The sequence below is a fragment of the Roseovarius aestuariivivens genome (assembly GCF_004761875.1).
GTDB lineage: Bacteria > Pseudomonadota > Alphaproteobacteria > Rhodobacterales > Rhodobacteraceae > Roseovarius > Roseovarius aestuariivivens.
In genome coordinates, this window is the sequence record NZ_SJEY01000011.1 from 13,884 (window position 1) to 36,400 (window position 22,517).

Genomic DNA, 22,517 nt, shown 5'->3' on the forward strand with positions numbered 1-22,517 from the left:
GAAGACTCCGTTTCGGGCTTAATCAATCCGTCACTGAGGCCGGGATTGCTGCGACCAGATCTCAAGCTGCTCGCGCGCCACCTTGCGCAGGCCGCGCACGTGGCTTTGGTCGACGGCCTTGTAGGCGTCGATATACTCCTTGGGGACCTTACGCAGTTTGCGGGCCAGAACGAAGGCCGCGTGCCGGTTCAGGATACGTGTGAATTCAGGTTCAGGCGCCAGGCCGAGAAAGGCGAGGATCGCCGCCTCGGTCTGCCCGGGGTTTTCGTAGATTTTGTCATAATCGAGCAGCAGCACATGTTCGCGCAGCGACTTGTCGCGCATGAGGTCGTGCAGCACCTTGTGCTGTTCTTCCCAGCTTGCGCAGGCCACGGCGAAACCCTTGCCCGCGGGCCAGCTGTCGCGGGCGCGGTTGGCCCGCGCTTGCCAGGACAGCGCCACGTCCTTGAGATTGCGCAGCAGGCAGATAGCCTTGAAGTCCGGATTGGCGCGCATGAAGTCGCTGAGAACCGGCATCATGTCAGGCACCTTATCGCCGACGATAGTGGCGTTGTCCCATTTTTCGGCCATGCGATCGTAGACCGGTTGCCAGGCTGGACGCGCCTCGGGGTCGAGATTGGTGTCCTCGGGGCGGAAATCGAAAAAACGGTCCCGTTCGAAGAGGGACGGATCGAACACATTGGCGCGCAGAAACTGAAACTTGAAACGTTCGACGCCAAGGCAGATTTTCGAATGACTGTTGAGCAGTTCGCCCATGGCGGTTGTCCCGCTGCGGGCCACACCGGTGACGAGAAGATGGCTTTTGGGCTCGGGTTCACCGGTCATGAAAGGTCCTGCATGCTGTCACACCTGGGCGCGGTCGCGCGTCTCTATGTATACGCGTCTGCGAACGTTGTCAGGCTATCTGCCGCAGGGAGCACGCGGACGCAACTCTTTATGAACCATCGTCAGGTGGCGCGGTGCAGGCGGAAGGACCAAATATCGCCTTGCACTCCACTTTGAAAATCCGTTTGCTGAAGCGGCTTCAGCGGCGGAAAAGCACGAAGGACGGCCCCGAGATGATTTCGACCAAGGATGCGTTGCGCGCAAGCCGAGACAACCCGCATGATCGCTGGACCGGCGGCGAGGGATCGGCCGAGGAGCGCATCTCGCGCCGGATCGTCGTGCCGCAGGGCCGCCAGAGCTTTACCGCCGGGGCAGGCGACACGTTCTTCGCCATCGGGTCTTGCTTTGCGCGCAATGTCGAAGAGCGGCTCGAAGCGGCCGGCGCCACAGTGACCAGCCGGCACATCAATGTGCGCGACCTCGGCAATATGTCCGCGCGGGAAGGCGGCATGTTCAACAAGTATACCCCCGTCTCGATCCTGCAGGAACTGAAATGGGCCGCCGGTATTGAAAGCTATCCGGAAGAAGCGCTGCTGCAGGAAAGCCCGGGCGTCTATTACGATCCGTATCTGTCGGGCAAGGCCGGACGGGGCAGCATCGAGGAGTTGATGGAGCGGCGGGCAGAAGTCGGCGCCTATTTCGGACAGGCCTTCGACGCGGATGTCGTGGTGATCACGCTGGGCCTCATCGAAACTTGGATCGACCGGAAAACCGGCCTGAGCCTGAACGAGGCGCCGGCGCCGCGGCTTCTGGCGCGGGGCGGCGAGCGATTTGGATTCCAGACGCTCGACTTGGCGACCTGCGAGAACGCCATCAAGGACACGATCGCGATCCTCAAGGCACACGGCAAGAAAGGTCAGCGTATCATCATGACGGTGTCGCCCGTACCGCTGGGGCGCACGTTCACCGATCAGGACATCATCGTCGCGAACATGACTTCTAAGTCGACCTTGCGCGTGGCCGCCATGCGCTTGGCCGAGCAGACCGAGGGCCTTGATTACTTTCCCAGCTACGAAGCAGTCGTGACCAGCGATCCCAATCTGAGCTGGCAGAGGGACCGCCGTCATGTCAGCGATGCGGTGGTCGGGCAGATCATCGAGACATTTCTGCAGCGTTATGGCGTGTCTCAGCGCACGCAGGAAAATCTCGACGAAGCGCTGGAACAGCTGCGCAACGACCCGAGCTTCCAGAAGTGGTCCGAGCGGGCCGAGGATTCCGAGGCGCTGATGGCGCGGCTCAATCAGGAATTGAACAAGTACAAGAACATGACGATCAAGCTTCAGAAAGAGTTGCGTCACGTCCGCGGCTGACTCTCGAGCGCGCCGAAATTGACACGTGTGTTGCTGATCCGCGACAAATTTTAGTCAAAATATCCCGGTAGCCCGTTGACGGTACACAACTGGATTCCTTCTTTGCAGTGTCAGCCGCAACGGATCTGAGAGCAGTCGACCACTTCAGAAATTCCCAAAAATTTCTGTCCGATTGACCAAAAATTATCCGGATGCTGCTTTTGATCGAGCAGTAAACCAATCTTCGCAGGGGATAATAGACAGAGATGGCGACTTTCCGACTCACGACGAGCGACGACAACTTTACCGGGACGAGCGGCGCCGATACGCTTGAAGTGCCGAACAACAACGCCAATCTCGCCGCGACCGATACAGTTGATCTGGGCGCGGGACATGACACGGTCCTGTTTGAACGGACCTCGGACATCGCCTTTGCCTATCAGCGCATGATCGGCTTTGCCGGTATCGACGAACTGGACGCCACCGCCGGCAGCTCGGCGCTCTTCTCGATTGACGACTCGCTGTTGGCGCAATCCGATTTCAACACGTTGACGCTTACTTTCGACGGTGATCCGCTTTCGCTTGATTTGCGCGATCTGACACCGGGGTTCGGGACGATCCGGCTGAACGGGACCGGACCTGTCACGCTTTACGATGCCGACCAGGCGGTCGAGACCGCCAGCGGCGTCGCGGGCAATGTGACCGGCGGGGCGCTCAACGATACGATCACCGGCAATGGCGGTAACGATACCTTCGTGGGTGGCGCCGGGGCGGATGTGCTGACCGGCGGGGCCGGCACCAATCAGCTGACCGGCGGCGCCGACACGGACCGATTTGTCATCTCGCAGGGTGAAACGGTGATGATCACCGATTTCGAAGGGTCGTCGAATTACGAACTGATCGACCTGCGCGCCTTTACCGGCGTTGGATTCAGCGACCTGGCGATTACGGCCAACGGAGGCAACGCGCGCATTGTGCTGCCCGGCAGTGCGGCCACCATCACGCTCAACGGCATCTCGAGCAGCGCGCTGAAGGCGTCCGATTTCCTGTTCGACGGCCAGACTACGCCGCAGATCTTCACGCTTTCCGGCGGCGCGGATAATTTCACAGGCGGCGCGGGTAACGACCTTTTCGATCTGATGGGCCAGAACAACCAGCTCGACGCTTCGATGGATACTCTTGTCGGCGGTTCGGGGACCGATGTGCTGCGGGTTTTCGGCGCGAACGACCGAGATCTCGGCGAAGCGCGCCTTGACGCATTGAGCGGGATCGAGGTGCTTGACCTGACGAACGTGACCGGCAACCTCGCCGTCACGATCGACGACGAGATCGCGGCGCGCTCTGACACCGGGTCGATCCTGGTGCGGTTCGGATCCCAGGACCTCGATCTGAACACCCGAAGCCTCGACGGCAGCCGCGGGGTGACCTCGGCCAATCAGGTCGTGGTCGAAGGCACGGGGCTTGTAACGCTGGCCTCGGCCAATGCAGGGCAGATGGTGTCGGTGTCCGACGAGGTCGGCGGCCGGGTGCAGTCCGGCAACGACGCGACGCATATCATCGGCGGTGCGAAAAACGATCTGCTGATCGGCGATGCCGGGTTCGACACGCTTCAGGGCGGCGGCGGCAACGACACGTTGCGCGGCGGCGATGGCAATGACAGCCTGATCGCGGGCGCCGGCGACGACGAGCTGGACGGAGGAATCGGCAACGACATCCTGATTGCCGATGCCGGGGCCAATCGGTTGATCGGTGGCGCAGATTTCGACCAGTATATCGTGAAGACCGGGGCACTTGGCACCGTCATTGCGGATTACGACCCGAGCAATTTTGTAGAGCGGATCGACCTGACCGATCTCGACGCGCTTAGCAGTATCGCCGATGTCACGCTCACTAATGTCGGTGCACATGTGCGTGTGACAGCTCCCGGGTTGAACCTGACGATCGAAAACGTTCAGGCCAACCAGCTGAATGATAAAGACTTTCTCTTCAACGGCGAGGATCCGCTGCTCTTCAACGTTTCTCCCGGCGCGACTGGTGTCCAGCTTCAGCAGCTCTTCGACGGCGTGCCGGCGGGGGCTATCATCCGCATCGCGGCCGGCACTTACTCGATTACTGAAACCCTTGAGATCTCGCGCAGCGACATCACCGTCGAAGGCGCGGGTGAAGGTCTGACAATCTTCCGCACCGACATTCCATTGACCAATCCGGGACCAACGCTCATCGTGCATCCCGACAGCCTACAGGACCGCTATGGCAGCCTGACCGTCGATCTCGTTGAGGGGTCGAACCAGGTACAGTTGCCCGATGTCGCGGCGTTACGTCTGGCGAATCCAGGCCAGGAATTCGACGACTTTCAGGTCGGCGACCTCATCTTCCTGTTCAGGCCGAACGATGACGCCTACCTGACCTTAACCGGCGATCTTGGCAATGCCGACGGGATCGACTGGAACCAGCCGACCACAACGACCGAGCTCGAGGCCGAGCTCTACTACCTACGCGAGTTCCGGTCGCGCATCGTTTCGATCGACGCGAACGGCGTGGCCACTCTGGCCGAGGCCTCACCCTATACCTTCTCGGCAGGCGACACGAACGTCGCCCGGAATACCTTCCTGGAAAACGTGCATCTGTCGGATTTCTCGATCGTGGGTAATTTCGAGAGTATTACAGGTGGTGCGCCCGATCCGTTCCTGTTCGAGAACACCATGCCGAAATGGGCGTCGATCGCCGCCCTTGAATTCGACGGGGTGCGCGACAGTTCGATGGAACGGATCACGGTCACAGATCCTGCGTCCCATGCCTTCAAGTGGCAGCGCGCGCATGAAACGACCGCCGATCAACTGACCGCGATGGGCGCGCATAACAAGGACGGTTCTTCGGGCTATCATTTCCTGCTGCAGGAAAGCTTTGCCAATGATTTCACGAATCTCAGCAGTACCGATGCTCGCCACGCCGTGCTGTTCTCGTCCTACAATGCCGAGCATTATAACTCGCTGCATCTGACGTTCTCGAACCGCGACATCAACTTCCATGGCTCGATGGACGATGAAAACATCATCCAGGTAGACCGACTGGCGATGGATTATCCCGCTGACGGCTCGACAGAGCAGTGGCAGGCAGTACATCCGGGTGTGCGTGGGCTTCATCCCAACACCGATCTCAGCGCCAATACCGTGACCTTCACCATCGCCCAAACCGGCGACCGGTCGGACGTTGTGCTGGCCAACACTGGCGGCGCCGAAGTGCGTCTACGCGACGGCAGCGACGAGGGCATTGGCCAGCAGGGTAATGATTTCTTCGATGGTCAGGATGGCAACGACACGCTGCGCGGCAATGGCGGCAACGACACGCTGCGCGGTAGCGAGGGCAAGGACAGTCTCGAAGGCGGGGACGGCACCGATGTCCTCGATGGCGGCAACGGCAACGACACGCTGCGCGGTGGGCCAGGCGATGATCTGATCGTCGGCGGATTGTCCGGCGACAACCTCTTCGGCGGGTCGGGGCGCGATACGTTCCGCCGTGATTACGACGACCTGATCGACACTGTCTTTGATTTCCAAGCCGGGGCCGGGGGTGACGCGATCGAGGTGCGCGGCACCGCCTATGCCCGCTTTGCGGATGTCCGCCTGACCCAGGCCGGCGCAGATACCGTGGTGGAGTTCGGCACCGAAGGGCACATGGTGCTGCGCAACGTGACCGCAGGCACCCTGACGGCGGACAATTTCGCCTTTGGCGAGGATGGCGGAGGCGGTCAGACCATCGCGATGCGCGCCACAGAGTTCTTCGGCCTTGGCACCAACCGCTCAGACACGTTCACTGTCAGCCGGGTGCACATGGACAGCGCCGCCTTCGAAGTGCAGGCCGGGCGCGGCTACGATACGGTCGTGATCAACCAGTCCTCGCTGAATGCCAATCTGGGCGAAACCGGCCTATATTCCGGCGTCGAGGAATTCGATCTGTCCTTGATCGGCACGCTCGGGCTGGTCATCGAAAATCCGCTTGTCTCACAATCGAACAGCGGCAAGCTTTATCTCAGTATCGGCGACACTGGCACGCCGATCCTGCTCGATGTGGGTCCGCTTGGGCGGGGCAAGAACGTATTCATCGACGGCGCGAGAGAGGTTCGTCTGACTGGCGACCGGTCTCATACGGTGAAATCCGGGGACGATGTCGGCACCAATATTTTCGGCGACACGCAGCGCGACATCCTTTACGGCGGCCGCGCGAATGACGTGGTGCGCGGCGGCGACGGAAATGACAACGTCTTTGGATCGGCTGGCGACGACACGCTTTACGGCGATGCCGGCAGCGACACGATCAACGGCGGCCCGGGCTCGGACCTGATCTATGTGGAGGATGCCGGTGACCGGGTGGCCGAAAGCAACCGTTGGGCGGGTCACGACACGGTCATCTCCTCGGTCGATTTCCGCATGGGCCGCAGCCATATCGAGGATCTGGAACTGACCGGCACGGCCCGGGTGGGCGCGGGCAACGGCCTGACGAACCGCATCACCGGCAATGACGGCGACAACATCCTCGACGGCGGCAAGAACAACGACACGCTTGTGGGCGGTCTTGGCGATGACCGGTATCTGGTGCGCGCGCCGGGCGACACGGTGGTCGAACAAGCCGGCGAAGGCGTCGATGTGGTGCTTGCCTATCGCAGCTATGCGCTTGAGGCGAACGTGGAAAACCTCTTCATGCAGACCGTCTATACAAAGGATGGCGATCCGGCCATTTTCAACGGGATCGGCAACGATCTGGACAACGTGATCGTGGGCACGCCCTTCGCAAATTTCATGATCGGACGCGAAGGGCGGGACACGTTGCGCGGCCAAGCCGGGGCGGACAATTTCGTCTTCGATCGCGCGATCGGCCCCGACAACGTGGACCGGATCATCGATTTCAACACCAACGAGGCGAATGAGGGCGACAAGCTTTTGATGAAAGGCTCGGAATTCGGAAACATGGCGGCGGGTGTTCTGGCCGCGGGACAGTTTGCGCAAGGCACCGCCGCAGCAGACGCCAATGACCGGTTCATCTTCGACCAGGCCTCGGGGCAGCTCTGGTTCGACGCCGATGGCACGGGCGCGGATGACCAGGTTCTGATCGCCACTTTCGAACAGAATGCCACAGTGACCGCGGCGGATATCGAGATCTTCTGAGGAGGCGGCCCGGCATCCGCGCCGTATTCCGCGCACCCGTTTGACAGGGGCAAGCTGAGCCTTGCGCCGGTGACATTGCCATCGGCCCTTGTCGGGACAGGCCGGGTCACGCCTGCATTTCGGGGACTGGCACAACGATTTGCGGAAGCGGCTGATTTCACGGCGAAGCGACATGCCGGCCGGTCTTGGCAGAAGATCCAGTCCGCCGCGCCGGTGCCGTCGCGCGCCCTTTCCCCTTCAGACCCTTCATGCTAGAGGCGTAGCAATGGACTATTCAAGGCGGAGGCGGCGGTGAGCGGCGTCACGAAACCGAACCTCATCATTGTCGGGGCACAGAAATCGGGAACGACTTGGCTGCACAAGCAGCTGAGCCTTCATCCCGATTTTTTCATGAGCGAACCGAAGGAACTGAACTTCTTCAACAATGCCGACCAGGTTTCGAACGAAGAGAAGCAAGCGGAGTATTTCGCGCATTTCGACGCGGTCACAGATCAGACCTTCATCGGAGAGTCCACGCCGCATTACTTCTGGAAAAAGGTCGAAGGTTCGCCCTTCAGCAACCCGAGGCCAGGCCATGACACCGCCACCTGCCTGCATGCGGCGCTTGGGCCGGATCTGCGGATGATCGCGTCGCTGCGTGATCCGGTGTCCCGGGCGGTATCAGCCTATTATCACAACTTCGCCGTCGGCCGGAATCCGGAGAAGCGCGGCATTTTCTGGTGCGATCCGTCCATGGGGATCGTCGACCTTGGGTTTTACAAACGGCACTGGGAACACTTCGTCGAGGTCTTCAGCCCGGCCAATATGTGCATGGTGCTTTACGACGACATCTCGAAAAACCCGGTGGGCTATATCCGGCAGGTGCTGCGGTTTCTCAAGGCGCAGGAACCGGACGGTTACATGGACAGCCTCGATCTTGGCGAAAAGATCAACTACCGCGCCCGCCTGATGAAGCGACGGACCGCCGAGGAACGCGCGGATCCGCCGGTGATCCGACCGCAGGAAGTGGCCGCTTTGCTGGAGCTTTACCGCGAGGATATCCGGTTCGTCTCGGAGATGACCAAGCGGCCCCTGCCGCATTGGTCGGACCTGGATGGACTGATTGCCAAGCATTGCCCCGCGGACGTCAAGGACTGAGCGTCGGGAATGAAACGCCTTCTCCTGCACATCGGGCCGCACAAGACCGCCTCGACCTACCTGCAGGCGAACATGGTGGTCAACGACGAGGTGCTTCGCTCGGGTGGTGTCTGGTATCCCGATGTCCTGCGCGTGGGCCCCGGCCATCAGCGGGCGGTGCACACCTTGAAGGCCGCCGAGACCGCGCCGCTTGACGCCCTGCGCGATGCCGCCACGGATTTCGAAACGATGGTGCTGAGCGCCGAGAATTTCACAAAGCTCAATCCGCGCGAGATAGGCCGTCTTGCCGATGTCTTCGGCGACTGGGATATCCAGATTTTGTTCTACTACCGCGGATGCCACGAACTTTGGCCGTCGCATTGGCAGGAGACGATCAAGCAGGGGGCGTTCGACATCTGGCCGCATTACCTGATGGCGGTCATGGGCTTTACCGAGAAAGGCACGCTGGGCTTCGTCAATCCGGAAACGGTGCTTGGGCACTGGGCGCAGGTTTTTGGGTCTGAGCGGCTGCATCTTTATCCCTATGCCGCCATCGGAGAGGATCCTCGCGATGCGTTGCGGCCGGTCTGCCAGCTTGTCGGACTTGATCCCGACGAGTTGCGGGTCGAGGAAAAAGGGCGCAACGCGTCCTACCCGCCCGAACGGATCGAGGCGCTGCGCGTTCTCAACCTTCGTGCCGCCTTGCGTGGCCAGAAACCGGACTCTCGGTTGCGGCGCGCCTATATGAAGAATGTCGAGGCGATCGAGAAAAGCCAGGCGTTCAAGGATCTCGAAGCGCATTGCGCCGACCATGCCAGAACCAGCGTGCTGCGCCCGCAGCGCGGCTACCTCGCCCATCTGGAAGACGCGGTCGAGGCCACCTATGGTGCGCGCTTTATGGCGCCCCTGCCCAAAAAATCGGCATTGCGCAGTAAAACAATCTTGTATCTGGATCCGTCTTTCCCGGTGCCGGACCAGACCGTTGAAGAACTCGAAAATATGATATGATCGGTACCGAGGCATCGGCCAAGCGGTCAATTGTGCAGGATCCTGAAATGAACGAGAAGCGACGAAGCTTTCTCCATGTCGGCCATGGCAAGACCGGCTCCAGCGCGCTGCAGGACTTTTTGGAAGTTAATGCCCCGCTTCTGGAAGAGTTCGGCCTGAGCTATCCAACTGGTCGCGGCGGGGAGGCAGGCAAACTTGGCATGTCCGGCAACGGGATGTTGTTTCTGGACGTCGATGACCTGAACGGCGGAGAGATATTTTCCAGCGAACTTTTGTTCAAAGACGAATATATAGACGAGAAGTCCGTCCTGATCTCCAAGCTGATGCAGTTCCGGGATTCCTTGACGGTGATCATTTATACCCGGGATGTGTACGATCACTTTGTTTCAAGCTGGGGACAGTCGATCAAACGCGGCGGCGAGAGCCACAACATCGCGCAGTTCGCAAAAAAGTATCGGAACTTTCGAAAGCTCCGAACTTTCCTGGAAATCCTTTCCAAACGGGACATCGATTTCGTCATCAAGAACTACAGCAGGACGGGCGGTATCGAAGCGTCGTTCATGTCTTTGGTTCTGCCCGAAAACAGAGACGCGTTCATGGCCCGCGCCACACTTGCGACGAGCAAGGTGAACCGAAGCCTGACTTTGGCGGAGTTGGAGTTGCAACGACATATGAACAAGATATTCGGGAACAAACCCTCGGGCAGAATTTCGGAGCTTTTTGAAAAAAGGCTGCCGGATCTGCCGTCGGACAAGCTGACTGTGCCGCAAAGTGCGATCTCGGTCATTCAAAGATCCAACTCGGACGCGATCGCAAAGATCAACCAGTATCTAAACGCCGACGACCGGCTGTCTCTTGATCCTGATCCTTCGATCATTCTCGACGTCGAACAGACCGACTATGTGTTTTCGGCAGAGCATCTGGAGGCCATAGCGCGCTTCTGTTCAAATAAGGTACAAAGGGAAAGCTAATCGGGTGGCAAAAAAGTCAGAGAATGAAGCACGGTTTCATGTGGCGGACTTCATGTCTTGGGGACGTATCTGACAGGGGCCATATGCCTGAATTTTGAACAGCGGAAAGGTTCTATCATGAGCAACAATCCCTACAAAGGCCTGCCCGAGTCGGCCTTCTGGTCGGCAGGTGTTGCGCATCACTCGCCGTTCGAGTTCGAAGGGCTTTACAGCCGGAAGTGGCGCATCCAGAAGAAAACCCAGGTGGCCACGGCTGGCAGCTGTTTTGCCCAGCATATCGCGCGCAACCTGCGGGCGCGGAAATTCAGCGTGCTGGACATGGAGCCTGCCCCCCCCGGCCTGCCGGAAGAAGATCATCTGACCTACGGCTACGGCACCTATTCCTGTCGTTACGGAAATATCTACACCGCACGGCAGCTGCTTCAGCTGCTGCAAGAGGCGACAGGCGCCTTCGAGCCGCAGGATATCGTGTGGGAAAAGGACGGGCGTTTTTACGATGCACTTCGGCCCGCGGTGGAGCCAGAGGGCCTGCCAACCGCTGAAGAGGTGCGCGCCCAGCGGCGTGACCATCTGACCCGCGTCCGGGCGATGATCGAACAGATGGATCTTTTCGTTTTCACCCTTGGCCTGACGGAAGCCTGGGAGCATGTCGAAAGCGGCACGATCTATCCCACGGCCCCGGGCACAATCGCCGGATTCTTTGATCCTGATAAAGTCCGCTTCAAGAATTTCGGCTTTGCCGAAATCCGCCGTGATCTGGACGATTTTCTTGCGCTGGCGCGAGAGATGCGGGGCGGACGGAATTTCCGCGTGCTTCTCACCGTCTCGCCGGTACCACTTACCGCGACGGCCTCGGGCGGGCATGTGCTCAAGGCGACGACCTACTCAAAGTCGGTGCTGCGCGCGGTGGCCGGCCATTTCGAAAGCCGGCCCAATATCGATTATTTCCCGTCCTACGAGATCATCACCAATCCGGCGGCGCGTGGTCTGTTTTACGAAAGCAACCTGCGCTCGGTCCGAGCGACAGGAGTCGAGACCGTGATGAAGGTCTTTTTCGACGCCCATGGCACCGCCGCCAGCCCACAGTCGGAGGCCTCTACCAGGCCACGCACGACACCCGAGGCGGTCGCTCCGCAACTTGACGAAGACGTGCAGTGCGAAGACGCGCTTCTGGAGCAATTCGCACGATGAAAAAGATTCTTTGGTGTGGCGGATCGCATCTGGCCAATGCCCGCCCGCTGATCGAAGAGGCGCATGACACAGGCGCCCTTGGGGCATTCGACGCGGAGTTCTATGTCACCGGTGGGCCACGGAACCGCGACTGGAGCGGCGCGGGTGGCCGGTACACCGTCGAGGGGTCCGTGGTGAGCGGTAACGCCCACGAGCCCGAGCGCCGGATCGATCTTGCCGCGTTCGATGCAGCCGTGTTCATCGGCCAGTATATTCAGCCCTTCAAGGCCTTCATCGGCGATGTGCCGCATTCCTCTTCGGTGGTCGAGCGAACGCTTCGGGAACTGCCTATCGAGGGCCGTTTTCACGACCCAGAGCGCGGAATTCGGCACCGCTGGTACAACGAACCCCTGGTGCTTTTCCCGCCGCTCGTCTCCGGCCCGACGTTCCTGCTGCCGGATCCCGCACCTGTCGGCAAGCGTTATGGCGACGTTCCGCAACCGCTCAAGCAGGCCTATCATAACCGGATGACGGATTTCTGCGCAGAAGCAGGCATCACTTATGTCGACATGCCGCCGGAACTCTTTACCGAAGACGGCAGAACACGGCGTCGCTATGCCCTGCCCGGCGACGCGCTGCATATGAATGCAGAGTATTGGCACGTTGTATTCGACAAGGCCTTACTGCCCGCAATGACACAGATTTTGTGAGCGCGCATTTCTAACTTGATTGAGTATCTCAATGTGTTGGGCTCTTTTCGGTCCGGCGCCATTGATCCCAGTCACGCGCTCAGATTCGCCTCTATGTCATCCAGAAGAGACGACGCGCCAAACCGGAGGAGTGCGGGCGTAATCCATTCATCGCTTAGCTCGGCCCGCACAAGCGCCAGGTAATCTAGGGCCAGCGCGGCGGTCGAAATGCCACCCGCAGGTTTGAACCCGACGCGAAATCCGGTCGCGGCGTGATAGCCGCGGATTTCGCGCAGCATTATGAGGGCGGCGGGCAGCGTGGCGTTTACCTTTTCCTTGCCTGTCGAGGTCTTGATGAAATCCGCCCCGGCCTGCATCGCCACCTGAGACGCACAGGCCACGGTGGAGAGTGATCCCAGCTCTCCAGTGGCGAGGATCACTTTCATATGCGCCGTACCGCAAGCCTCGCGAAACGTGCGGATCTCTTCGTATAGCGCAGGCCAGTCTGCCGAGAGCGCGAGGTGGCGGGCAATGACAACATCGATCTCGGTGGCGCCTGCCGCGACGCTCGCCTCGATCTCGGCCACGCGGGCGGAAAGCGGCGAGAGGCCGTGCGGGAAGCCCGCCGCGACGGCGGAGACCGGAATGCCCGAGCCGTTCAACGCCGCAAGCGCCGGGGCGATCATGGCGTGATAAACACAGACGGCGGCGACGGTCAGATCTGCGGCCCCGAGCCGTTCAAGAAAGTCGGCGTGCATGGGCTGACGCGCGCGCGCGCAAAGCGCCCGCACACGCTGGGGCGTGTCGTCGCCTGAAAGCGTCGTGAGATCCATGCAGGCCACGGCCCGTAAAAGCCAGCGCGTGCGATCGTCCGGGGACGGATCAAAACGCGCGGCGATTTCCCGCGCCTCGGACCCGAGCCGCGTGTCGTCGAAGGCGCGGGCCTCTACCGCGTGAAGGTCGAGAGGTGTCCCGGGGTTGCGCGGCTGCTCTGCGTGCATGGCTCTGCCTCGAAGCTTCGTGTTCTCGATTGGTGTCACGCGCCGGGGCGATCGGCAAGCATGACAATTCACGCGATCTGCACATCTTGAACCAACAGGCTGCACATCCTCACGTCGACATGGAAGACCAAGGTGTTCGACGTCGCCACGGAGAAACCCTATGACGCCGCGCCGGATTCCACCTCGGCGCCTGCTGCATATCTTGGCGCTTTGTCTGGCGAGACTCTGGGCGGGCGCGATTGGAGGCGCGGCAGGCCGTGGTCCGGCTGGCCGAAAGCGACAAGTGCAGCTTTTTCGAAATTACTTCTCTGACGGCTTTTTTGCGAATGGTTCTCATTATCATTGACTTTTTGCGAATGACTCTCATATACAGTCATAATTATCCAACAGCAGTGGAGCTTCTATGATCACCGATCGCCGACATGTTCTTGGCCTTGCCATCGGGGCCGCCGTGATGGCGGGCACGCCTCTGCGAGCGGCGTCTGAGATTTCTGTGGTCGCTACCACCGGCATGATTGCCGACGCGGCACGGCAGGTGGGCGGTGATCTTGTCGATGTGCGTGCGCTTATGGGGCCGGGTGTGGACCCGCATGCCTATCGGCAGACGCGCACCGATATCCTTGCCGCGACGCGTGCCGACGTGGTGCTGTGGCATGGCCTTTATCTCGAGGCGCAGATGGAAGAATTCCTGCGCAAGCTGTCCGACCGCACGCGCGTGATCGCGGTCGGCGAAGCGGTGCCGCAAGACCGGCTGATCGGCCACGAGGATTATGACGGCAAGTTCGATCCGCATGTCTGGATGGTGCCGGAATTGTGGGTGCATGTGGTTGACGCAGTTCGCGACGCGCTGATCGACACCGCGCCGGAGCATGAGGCGGCGTTCCGCGCCAATGCGGCTGCACATCTGGAGGAGATCGAACGCTTGGGGCTCTACGCGCGTGACGTGCTGCAAACCGTGCCCGAAACGCGTCGTGTACTTCTGACCGCGCATGACGCCTTTGGATATTTCGGCAAAGCCTATGGGTTTGAGGTTGTCGGCATCCAGGGAATTTCCACCGAATCCGAGGCCGGTCTGAATCGCATTTCAACCCTCGCCGACATGCTTGTTGAGCGTGAGATCGGCGCAGTCTTCGTGGAAAGCTCGGTCAGTGACCGTAACATCCGCGCGCTGGTCGAAGGGGCCGCGGCGCAAGGCCATGACGTGAAAATCGGCGGAGAGCTTTTTTCCGACGCGATGGGCGAGCCGGGTCGCTACGAAGGCACGTATATCGGCATGATCGACCACAACGTGACCACCATCGCCGCCGCGCTTGGCGGCCGGGTGCCGGAGCGAGGCATGGACGGTAAACTCGGGCTGGAAAGCTGAGGATGGGCCTGACCCTTGCCAGAGACGCCGGCCGGGCGCCTGACGCCCAGAGCCCCCTCGAAATCCGGGGGCTGACCGTGACCTATGCAGAGAAACCGGCGGTTTTTTCTGTCGACGCACGGTTCGAGCCGGGAGTGATGACGGCCATCGTGGGCCCAAACGGCGCGGGCAAGTCCACGTTGCTGAAAGCAGCGCTGGGAATCGTGCGCCCCGTGTCGGGACAGGTCAGCGCCTGGGGCGCGCCGATCGACCGGATGCGCGGACGCATCGCCTATGTGCCGCAGCGCGCCAGTGTCGACTGGGACTTTCCGGCGCGTGTGATCGACGTTGTTCTGATGGGCCAGTATCGCCAGCTGGGCCTTTTGCGCCGGGTGCGCACGCGTCACATGGAGGCCGCGTTCGATTGTTTGCGCCGGGTTGGCATGGACGGCTTTGCCGAACGCCAGATCGGGCAGCTGTCCGGCGGACAGCAACAGCGGGTCTTTCTGGCCCGCGCGCTTGCGCAAGGCGCCGACCTTTACCTTCTGGACGAGCCTTTTGCCGGCGTGGACGCAGCCACGGAAAAGGCGATCATCTCCGTGCTGAAGGAGTTGCGCCAGCAAGGCAAAACCGTGGTCGCGGTACATCATGACCTGAGTACCGTTCCGGATTATTTCGACCGCGTCTTCCTGATCAATACCACGCGCATTGCCGAGGGCCCGGTCGATAAGGTCTTCACCCAGAGCAATCTGCAGGAAGCCTATGGCGGACGTCTGGCCACCGCGCAGATGAACGCGCTCGGCTGATGTTTTTCGAAGCAATCACGCTTCAGCTTGGCTACAACGCCACGCTGGTGACGATCGGTGCCGCCCTGCTGGGGCTCGCAGCCGGGGCAACCGGCACGTTTCTCTTCCTTGGCAAGCGCGCGCTGGTCAGCGACGCGATCAGCCATGCCACCCTGCCCGGTGTCGCGCTGGCGTTTATCACCATGGTCGCGTTGGGAGGAGACGGACGCGCTCTGCCGGGGCTGCTTTTGGGTTCGGCGCTCAGTTCCGCGGTCGGGCTTCTTTGCGTCTCGGCGCTTACCACGCGCACGCGGTTGTCCGAGGACGCGGCCATCGGGGCGGTGCTGTCTGTCTTTTTCGGGCTTGGGATCGTTCTTTTGACGGTGATCCAGACGATGAGCGCGGGACGGCAGGCCGGGCTCGAAAGCTTTCTTCTGGGCTCGACCGCCGGGATGCTTTGGAACGATGCGCTGGTAATCGCGCTTGGCGGTGCGATTGTTCTGGCCTTGGCGCTGCTTCTGCGTCGGCCCATGACCATCGTCGCCTTCGATCCGGAGTTTGCCGCCGGGGCGGGCATGAATGTTCGCCGGATCGAGCTTGCGATGATGGGGCTCGCGCTGGCGATCACGGTCGTCGGCCTCAAGATCGTCGGACTGATCCTGATCGTGGCGCTGCTTATCATTCCGGCGGTCGCTGCGCGTTTCTGGAGCGAACGGGTGACCGTCGTTGTCGGGTTGGCCGGGACCATCGGCGGCGTGTCCGGTTATGTCGGGGCCGCCGTTTCGGCCACGGCACCGGATTTACCGACAGGCCCGATCATCGTGCTTGTCGCTTTCGGGCTGTTCGCGATTTCGCTTTTGCTCGCGCCGGGGCGCGGGGTGCTGGCGGCGGTCTTGCGCCACCGCCGGTTCCAGGCGCGCGTGCACGTGCGGCAGGGCCTTCTGGCGTTGGCGCAGGGGCAACCGATCTATGAGCGCCTAACGCTGCGTTTGATGCGCGCGCGAGGATTGATCCGGGCCGACGGTGTGGCGACAGAGGCCGGACGTGCGCAAGCCGCGCAAGCGCTGCTGGACGAACGCCGCTGGCAACTTTTGCGGTCGGATCCCGCGCATGAAGAAGCGGCGGCGCATTACGACGGGCTGACCCCGCTGGAAACGGTCCTGACACCCGATCAGCTGCGCGCGCTTGACCGCGGCTTGCGACTTGAGGCGGCGCAATGATGGGCGAGGAGTTCGTTGCCCTGTCGCTTCCCCCGATCCTAATCGGGATCTTCGCCGCGGTGGCCTGCGCGTTGCCGGGCAATTTTCTTTTGCTGAGACGTCAGGCGCTGATCGGGGACGCAATCAGTCACGTGGTGTTGCCGGGGATCGTGGGGGCGTTTCTGGTCACAGGCGTTGTGGCCGCATGGCCGATGATGATCGGGGCGGGCGTCGCCGCCCTTGTCGCCGTCGGAATGATCGAGGCGATCCGGCGCTTGGGCGGAATCGAGCCGGGTGCGGCGATGGGGGTGGTGTTTACCACACTTTTCGCTGCCGGTGTGTTGCTGCTCGAGCAGTCGGATACATCGTCGGTTCACCTTGATGTCGAACATGCGCTTTACGGCAATCTCGAAAGCCTGATCTGGCTGGATGGGCTGGGCTGGGGGTCGTTGCTTGATCTTGCGGCCCTGCGCGGGCTGCCACCGGAACTGCCGCGGATGGCCATCACGCTGGCGCTCGTGACACTCCTGACCTGGATTTTTTGGCGGCCGCTGAAACTCTCGACGTTCGACGAAGGCTTTGCCCGCTCTCTTGGCTTACCCGTGGGCGCGATCGGACTGGGCCTTGTGATTGTTGCGGCCATCGCGGCGGTAGCGGCCTTCGACGCGGTCGGCTCGATCATTGTGATCGCGATGTTCATCTGCCCACCTGCGGCGGCGCGCATGATGACCAACCGCCTTGAGACGCAAATCAGCTGGTCGGTGCTCTTCGCCACGGTCTCGGCGGTTCTGGGTTACGTCCTGGCCGGCTATGGCCCACTTTGGCTTGGCTTCGACAACGCGGTCAGCGCGGCGGGCATGATCGCGACAGTATCGGGATTGATCCTGGCAGGAGCGGCGGTATTCGGTCCGTGTCGGTCGCGCGTGGGTGCATCCGGCTTGGCAGGTTGAACACGCAGGTCTATTGGGAATAGCCGATCCAAAGTTCGCCTCAGATATCAGTCGGAAAGCCTAAGCGCCCTGCCAAGTGCGACAAGCCCGGGGCGCAGCAGGGTTTCCGGATCATGCGCCGTGACCGGCACGCCTTGATCCGACAGGGACGCGACATGGGGCTCGGGGTTGTCGGCGATCACGGCGACCTCCTGCCCCAGCCAATAGGGGCGCGTCGCAGCCAATTCGGCTCCCAGAAGGTGCCCGGTGATCGCCTTCGGCCTGCCCGCGACCTCTGCCGCGCGCAGATGGGCAGCGAGCCGTTCCGGGCGAGAGAGCGTTTCCGACAAAGCTTTGGCATCTGCGGTCGGCGCACCGTCTAGTGCTGCAACGAGGCGCGGCGTCAGCAAGCTTTGGGAGCTTACGGCTTCGTTCGCGCTAAGATGGATCCAGTGGGTCACATCGGCCTGACTGGCGCAGATCACGCCATCCCAGTTCGGCCGCGCCGCAAGAAACCCGGCGATCCAGAGCCGGACCCAAGCACCAATGATATCCGGAGGCGAGTCCTGATCCCAAACGGGGAGGCTTTTGCCTGTCTCGGGCAGAACCGACGCGGGAAGGCGCGATGCCGGCCCGTCGCCGATGCGTACGAACGGCGCGTCTGGCATGTCCTGCAGCGCGGTTGCCTCGTCCGGGCCTTGCCCCTCGGCAACGATGCGGTCTGCGGTCATGGCAAACGCGCGCACGCCCTGACCGGTTGGGCCGCACGCGATCCAGAGAGTCATCGCCCCTGCAACTGCCGCAAAAGACCGGACATATCATAACCGGCCTGCGCGGTACGGGCCTGCAATTCGGTATCTGGTAGCGTGCCGTGCCGCGCAATTGTCCAGAGCATCGTGCAGCGCGTGCCCGAGCGGCAATAGGCGAGGATCGGTTTTGGCATGTCCTCAAGTGCGGAGGCGAAATCGGTAAGCGCCTCTGGCGTGACCATTCCAGACACGATGGGAACCCACGCCACCTCCAGCCCTTCGGCCTTGGCCGCCGCTTCTATCGTCGCAAAATTGGGCTGACCGGGTTCTTCGCCATCAGGGCGATTGCACAGGATCGAGGCATATCCCGCGGCCTTGATCTGCGGCAGTTCGGACGGGTCGATCTGAGGCGCGACGGCGAAGTCGTCTGTCAGCGGGCGGATATCCATGGCGCGGGCTCCTTGCTCTGGGCGGTGCGAGCGTTATGGGCGCAAACGCATCGGGATTTCAATGGCCGGGCGCGTTGACATTCCCCGGTATGCGCCGGAACGTGACGAGGTATCAGGAAGGGGCAACGCATGCAGGGCACGTGGGAATTCTGGATCGACCGCGGCGGCACGTTTACCGATATCGTTGCAGTGGATCCGACCGGTGCGGTGCATACGCACAAGCTTTTGTCCGAGAACCCGGAGCGGTATCGCGACGCCGCGGTGCAGGGCATCCGCGAGGTCATGGGCGTAACCGGCGATTTTCCTGAGAATGGCATCAGCGCGGTGAAGATGGGTACCACCGTGGCCACGAATGCGTTGCTTGAGCGCAAGGGGGAGCGAGTTCTGCTGGTCATCACCAAGGGGTTCCGGGATCTCTTGAAGATCGGCTACCAGACGCGGCCGCGCCTGTTCGACCTTGAGATCCGGCGGCCCGATCTTCTTTATGACGACGTGGTCGAAATGGACGAGCGGTTGGATGCGGAAGGCGGCGTCGTGCGCGCCCTGGACGAGGGGCCGCTGCGCGCCGCGTTGCAAGCCGCGTATGACAGTGGCATCCGGGCGATCGCGATTGCCGGACTGCACGCCTATCTCAACCCCGCCCACGAGGACCGCGTGGCGCAGATGGCGCGCGAGATCGGATTCACGCAGATCTCGACAAGCGCAGAGGTGTCGAAGCTTGCCAAATTGGTGGGTCGCGGGGACACGACCGTGGTGGATGCCTATCTTTCGCCAATTCTGCGGCGCTATGTGGATCAGGTCGCCGATGCTCTCGATCTGGGTCGCGCCTGTGAGCGGCTTCTCTTCATGCAGTCCAATGGCGGGCTGACAGAGGCGCACCGGTTCCAAGGGCGCGATGCGATCCTGTCTGGTCCCGCTGGCGGGATCGTAGGGATGGTCGAGACCGGGGAGCAGGCCGGGTTCGACCGGCTGATCGGGTTCGATATGGGAGGCACCAGCACGGATGTGAGCCACTATGCCGGGACCTATGAGCGATCCTTCGAGACCGAGGTGGCAGGCGTACGGATGCGCGCGCCGATGATGGATATCCATACGGTTGCGGCTGGTGGCGGAAGCATCTGCAAATTCGAAGATGGGCGGTTCCAGGTCGGCCCGGAAAGTGCCGGCGCGGATCCGGGCCCAGCGTGTTACCGGCGCGGCGGGCCGCTGGCGGTCACGGATTGCAACGTCATGCTGGGCAAGCTGAATCCGGATCATTTTCCCGCCGTCTTCGGAGTGGGCGGCGACGCGCCTCTGGATGCCAAGGTCGTGCGCGCGAAATTCGCCGATCTTTCCGACACTGTTGCGCAAGAGACGGGCGAGACGCCCCGCAGCCCCGAGGAAATGGCGGAAGGCTTCTTGCGGATCGCCGTCGACAACATGGCGAATGCGATCAAGAAAATCTCGGTCCAACGGGGCCATGACGTCACGGGCTATACGCTGCAGTGCTTTGGCGGCGCCGGTGGGCAGCATGCCTGCCTTGTGGCCGACGCGTTGGGGATGCGACGGGTACTCATCCATCCATACGCAGGCGTCTTGTCAGCTTACGGTATGGGACTTGCCCAGATCACGGCGATGCGCGAGGCACAATATGATGCCCCGTTGAGCCGCCTTGATGGCGCGCAAGAGCTGGCAGACAGGCTAACCCGCGATGCGCGGTCAGAGGTCGAGGCGCAGGGCGGCACCGGCATCACTACGCGAGAGCGGGTCCATCTGCGCTACGAGGGCTCACATCAGACGCTGCCAGTGGAGCTTGCCGACAGCGAGAGCGCTCGGGACGCTTTTGAAACACTGCACAAGGCGCGGTTCGGCTTCGCCTCGCCCGAGCGGGCAATCTTCATCGAGATGATCGACGTGGAGGCGATGGGCGAGGTCGGCGAGGTCGCGCAACCCGAAGTGCCAAAGGGCGACGGAGCGTCGGTAGCCAAGGTGCCGGTCTATTGCGAGGGCGATTGGCGGGATGTGCCGATTTACGGCCGGGAGCATCTTGATCCTGCGCAGACCCTCAAAGGGCCGGCGATCATTACCGAACCCACAGGCACGAACATGGTCGAACCCGGCTGGTCCGCACGGGTGGATTTGCATGCCAACCTGATCCTTGAACGTCACGCGGAGAAGCGGCGCGACCTGGCCGCGGGGACCGAGGCCGATCCGGTGCTGCTGGAGGTGTTCAACAACCTCTTCATGTCGGTCGCGGACCAGATGGGTGCAACGCTCGCCAACACGTCGATGTCGGTCAATATCAAGGAGCGGCTCGATTTTTCCTGCGCGATTTTCGACGAGGCGGGCGATCTGGTGGCCAATGCTCCGCACGTGCCGGTGCATCTGGGCTCCATGTCGGACTCGATCAAGACGATGATGCGGCTGAACCCCGAGGTACGGCCCGGCGACGCCTTCATGCTCAATTCACCCTATCGCGGCGGGACGCATCTTCCGGATGTAACGGTGGTCACGCCGGTCTTCGTGGATGGAAAGCCGGCGTTCTGGCTGGGCTCGCGCGGGCATCACGCCGACATTGGCGGTCGCACGCCCGGTAGTGCCCCGCCTGACAGCCGGCACATCGAGGAAGAGGGCGTTCTGATCGACAATGTTCAATTGGTTGATCAGGGCACCTTTCTGGAGGCCGAAGCCGAGGCGGTGCTGCGCTCTGGCCGGTATCCATGCCGCAACGTGGGCCAGAACATGGCCGATCTGAAGGCGCAGGTGGCCGCAAACGAGACCGGGCGACAGGCATTGATGAAGGTGGTCGAGACCTATGGCGCCGATGTCGTGCACGCCTATATGGGCCACGTGCAGGACAATGCCGAGGAAAGCGTGCGCCGGGTGATCGACCGGCTCCGCGATGGGCGGTTCAGCTATCCGATGGATCACGGCGCGACGATCGAGGTCGCCGTGACCGTGGACCAAAGCGCGCGCGAGGCTACGATCGATTTCACGGGCACGAGCGGACAGCAAGAGGGCAATTACAATGCCCCCAGGTCGATATGCCGGGCTGTCGTGCTCTATGTGTTCCGCACAATGGTGGGGGCGGATATTCCGCTGAACGAAGGGTGTCTTAAACCTTTGAACATCGTGATTCCCGAAGGCTCGATGCTGAATCCGGTATACCCGGCGGCGGTGATTTCCGGGAATACGGAGGTCAGCCAGGCCACCTGCAATGCGCTTTATGGCGCGCTGCACGTGATTGCCGGAAGTCAGGCGACAATGAACAATTTCGTCTGGGGGAATGACCATTTCCAGAATTACGAGACCATCGCTGGCGGCACCGGCGCCGGGCCGGATTTCGACGGTTGCGACGCGGTACAGAGCCATATGACGAACACCCGCATGACCGATCCCGAGGTTTTGGAACTGCGGTTTCCGGTCCGGCTCGAGACGTTTGCCGTGCGGCCCGGATCGGGTGGGGCGGGCGCGCATCGCGGTGGCGATGGTCTTGTCCGGCGGCTACGGTTTCTCGAGCCTGTGACGGTTACGACCCTGAGCAATCACCGGCGCATCCCGCCTTTTGGCGTGGATGGCGGCGAGCCGGGGGCAGTGGGGCGCAACTGGGCCGAACTGCCGGATGGCGAGATCCGGACCATGGCGGGTAACGACGAAATCGATCTGCCTGCCGGCAGCGTTTTCGGCATGGAGACGCCGGGCGGCGGCGGCTGGGGTACGCCAAACGGATAGGTCCGGCAGACGGCGGCGCGCATCGCTTGGCAAAACGCCTGCCAAGGCTTAGATGGGGA

Annotated in this window: 16 protein-coding genes; 12 read left to right on the top strand and 4 right to left on the bottom strand. The window is 61.7% G+C overall.

Going from position 1 to position 22,517, the window contains the following annotated elements:
- Nucleotides 1-30: 30 nt before the first annotated feature.
- A complete protein-coding gene (locus EZV60_RS16145; protein WP_135506649.1) occupies nucleotides 31-825 on the bottom strand; it encodes a sulfotransferase in 795 nt (264 codons plus the stop codon).
- 233 nt (nucleotides 826-1,058) lie between these two features.
- On the opposite strand from EZV60_RS16145, the gene EZV60_RS16150 reads away from it, so the two are divergent.
- From EZV60_RS16150 to EZV60_RS16180, 7 genes are all read left to right on the top strand, one after another.
- The gene (locus tag EZV60_RS16150; protein WP_135506650.1) at nucleotides 1,059-2,195 is read left to right on the top strand and encodes a GSCFA domain-containing protein; all 1,137 of its coding nucleotides are present in this window, start codon (nucleotides 1,059-1,061) and stop codon (nucleotides 2,193-2,195) included.
- Nucleotides 2,196-2,440: 245 nt separating this feature from the next.
- Nucleotides 2,441-7,336: a calcium-binding protein gene (locus EZV60_RS16155; RefSeq protein WP_135506651.1), complete on the top strand. Its 4,896-nt coding sequence runs from the start codon at nucleotides 2,441-2,443 to the stop codon at nucleotides 7,334-7,336.
- Between the two features lie 291 nt (nucleotides 7,337-7,627).
- Complete coding sequence (locus tag EZV60_RS16160; protein ID WP_135506652.1) at nucleotides 7,628-8,473, top strand: sulfotransferase family protein; 846 nt, start codon at nucleotides 7,628-7,630, stop codon at nucleotides 8,471-8,473.
- Between the two features lie 9 nt (nucleotides 8,474-8,482).
- Entirely contained in the window at nucleotides 8,483-9,460 is a 978-nt protein-coding gene (locus EZV60_RS16165) for a hypothetical protein (RefSeq protein WP_135506653.1), read from the top strand.
- Nucleotides 9,457-10,431 carry a hypothetical protein gene (locus tag EZV60_RS16170; RefSeq protein WP_135506654.1) on the top strand — a complete coding sequence of 325 codons (975 nt, stop codon included), beginning with the start codon at nucleotides 9,457-9,459 and terminating at the stop codon, nucleotides 10,429-10,431. Before EZV60_RS16165 ends, EZV60_RS16170 begins: the two co-directional genes overlap by 4 nt.
- Nucleotides 10,432-10,548: 117 nt before the next feature.
- Nucleotides 10,549-11,622 (top strand): GSCFA domain-containing protein, encoded by a 1,074-nt coding sequence (locus EZV60_RS16175; RefSeq protein WP_135506655.1) that lies wholly within the window; start codon nucleotides 10,549-10,551, stop codon nucleotides 11,620-11,622.
- Nucleotides 11,619-12,311: an SGNH/GDSL hydrolase family protein gene (locus tag EZV60_RS16180; RefSeq protein WP_135506656.1), complete on the top strand. Its 693-nt coding sequence runs from the start codon at nucleotides 11,619-11,621 to the stop codon at nucleotides 12,309-12,311. The genes EZV60_RS16175 and EZV60_RS16180 overlap by 4 nt, the downstream gene beginning before the upstream one ends.
- A gap of 71 nt (nucleotides 12,312-12,382) precedes the next feature.
- Here EZV60_RS16180 and deoC read toward each other — a convergent pair whose 3' ends face one another.
- A complete protein-coding gene (deoC, locus tag EZV60_RS16185; RefSeq protein ID WP_135506657.1) occupies nucleotides 12,383-13,291 on the bottom strand; it encodes a deoxyribose-phosphate aldolase in 909 nt (302 codons plus the stop codon).
- Between the two features lie 403 nt (nucleotides 13,292-13,694).
- Here deoC and EZV60_RS16190 point away from each other — a divergent pair, with 403 nt between their 5' ends.
- The 4 genes from EZV60_RS16190 to EZV60_RS16205 are packed head-to-tail and all read left to right on the top strand — an operon-like array spanning nucleotide 13,695 to nucleotide 17,570.
- On the top strand, nucleotides 13,695-14,657 hold the full coding sequence (locus EZV60_RS16190; protein WP_135506658.1) for a metal ABC transporter solute-binding protein, Zn/Mn family: 963 nt from the start codon (nucleotides 13,695-13,697) through the stop codon (nucleotides 14,655-14,657).
- A gap of 2 nt (nucleotides 14,658-14,659) precedes the next feature.
- Nucleotides 14,660-15,442, top strand: a complete 783-nt coding sequence (locus EZV60_RS16195; RefSeq protein WP_135506659.1) for a metal ABC transporter ATP-binding protein — start codon at nucleotides 14,660-14,662, stop codon at nucleotides 15,440-15,442.
- Nucleotides 15,442-16,641: a metal ABC transporter permease gene (locus EZV60_RS16200; protein WP_135506660.1), complete on the top strand. Its 1,200-nt coding sequence runs from the start codon at nucleotides 15,442-15,444 to the stop codon at nucleotides 16,639-16,641. Before EZV60_RS16195 ends, EZV60_RS16200 begins: the two co-directional genes overlap by 1 nt.
- A complete protein-coding gene (locus EZV60_RS16205; RefSeq protein WP_135506661.1) occupies nucleotides 16,638-17,570 on the top strand; it encodes a metal ABC transporter permease in 933 nt (310 codons plus the stop codon). Before EZV60_RS16200 ends, EZV60_RS16205 begins: the two co-directional genes overlap by 4 nt.
- Before the next feature lie 47 nt (nucleotides 17,571-17,617).
- On the opposite strand, the gene EZV60_RS16210 is transcribed toward EZV60_RS16205, so the two are convergent.
- Nucleotides 17,618-18,334 carry a 2-dehydro-3-deoxygalactonokinase gene (locus EZV60_RS16210; RefSeq protein WP_135506662.1) on the bottom strand — a complete coding sequence of 239 codons (717 nt, stop codon included), beginning with the start codon at nucleotides 18,332-18,334 and terminating at the stop codon, nucleotides 17,618-17,620.
- On the bottom strand, nucleotides 18,331-18,747 hold the full coding sequence (locus EZV60_RS16215; RefSeq protein WP_135506663.1) for a protein tyrosine phosphatase family protein: 417 nt from the start codon (nucleotides 18,745-18,747) through the stop codon (nucleotides 18,331-18,333). The genes EZV60_RS16210 and EZV60_RS16215 overlap by 4 nt, the downstream gene beginning before the upstream one ends.
- Nucleotides 18,748-18,876: 129 nt before the next feature.
- Here EZV60_RS16215 and EZV60_RS16220 point away from each other — a divergent pair, with 129 nt between their 5' ends.
- A complete protein-coding gene (locus EZV60_RS16220; RefSeq protein ID WP_135506664.1) occupies nucleotides 18,877-22,458 on the top strand; it encodes a hydantoinase B/oxoprolinase family protein in 3,582 nt (1,193 codons plus the stop codon).
- Nucleotides 22,459-22,517 lie beyond the last annotated feature (59 nt).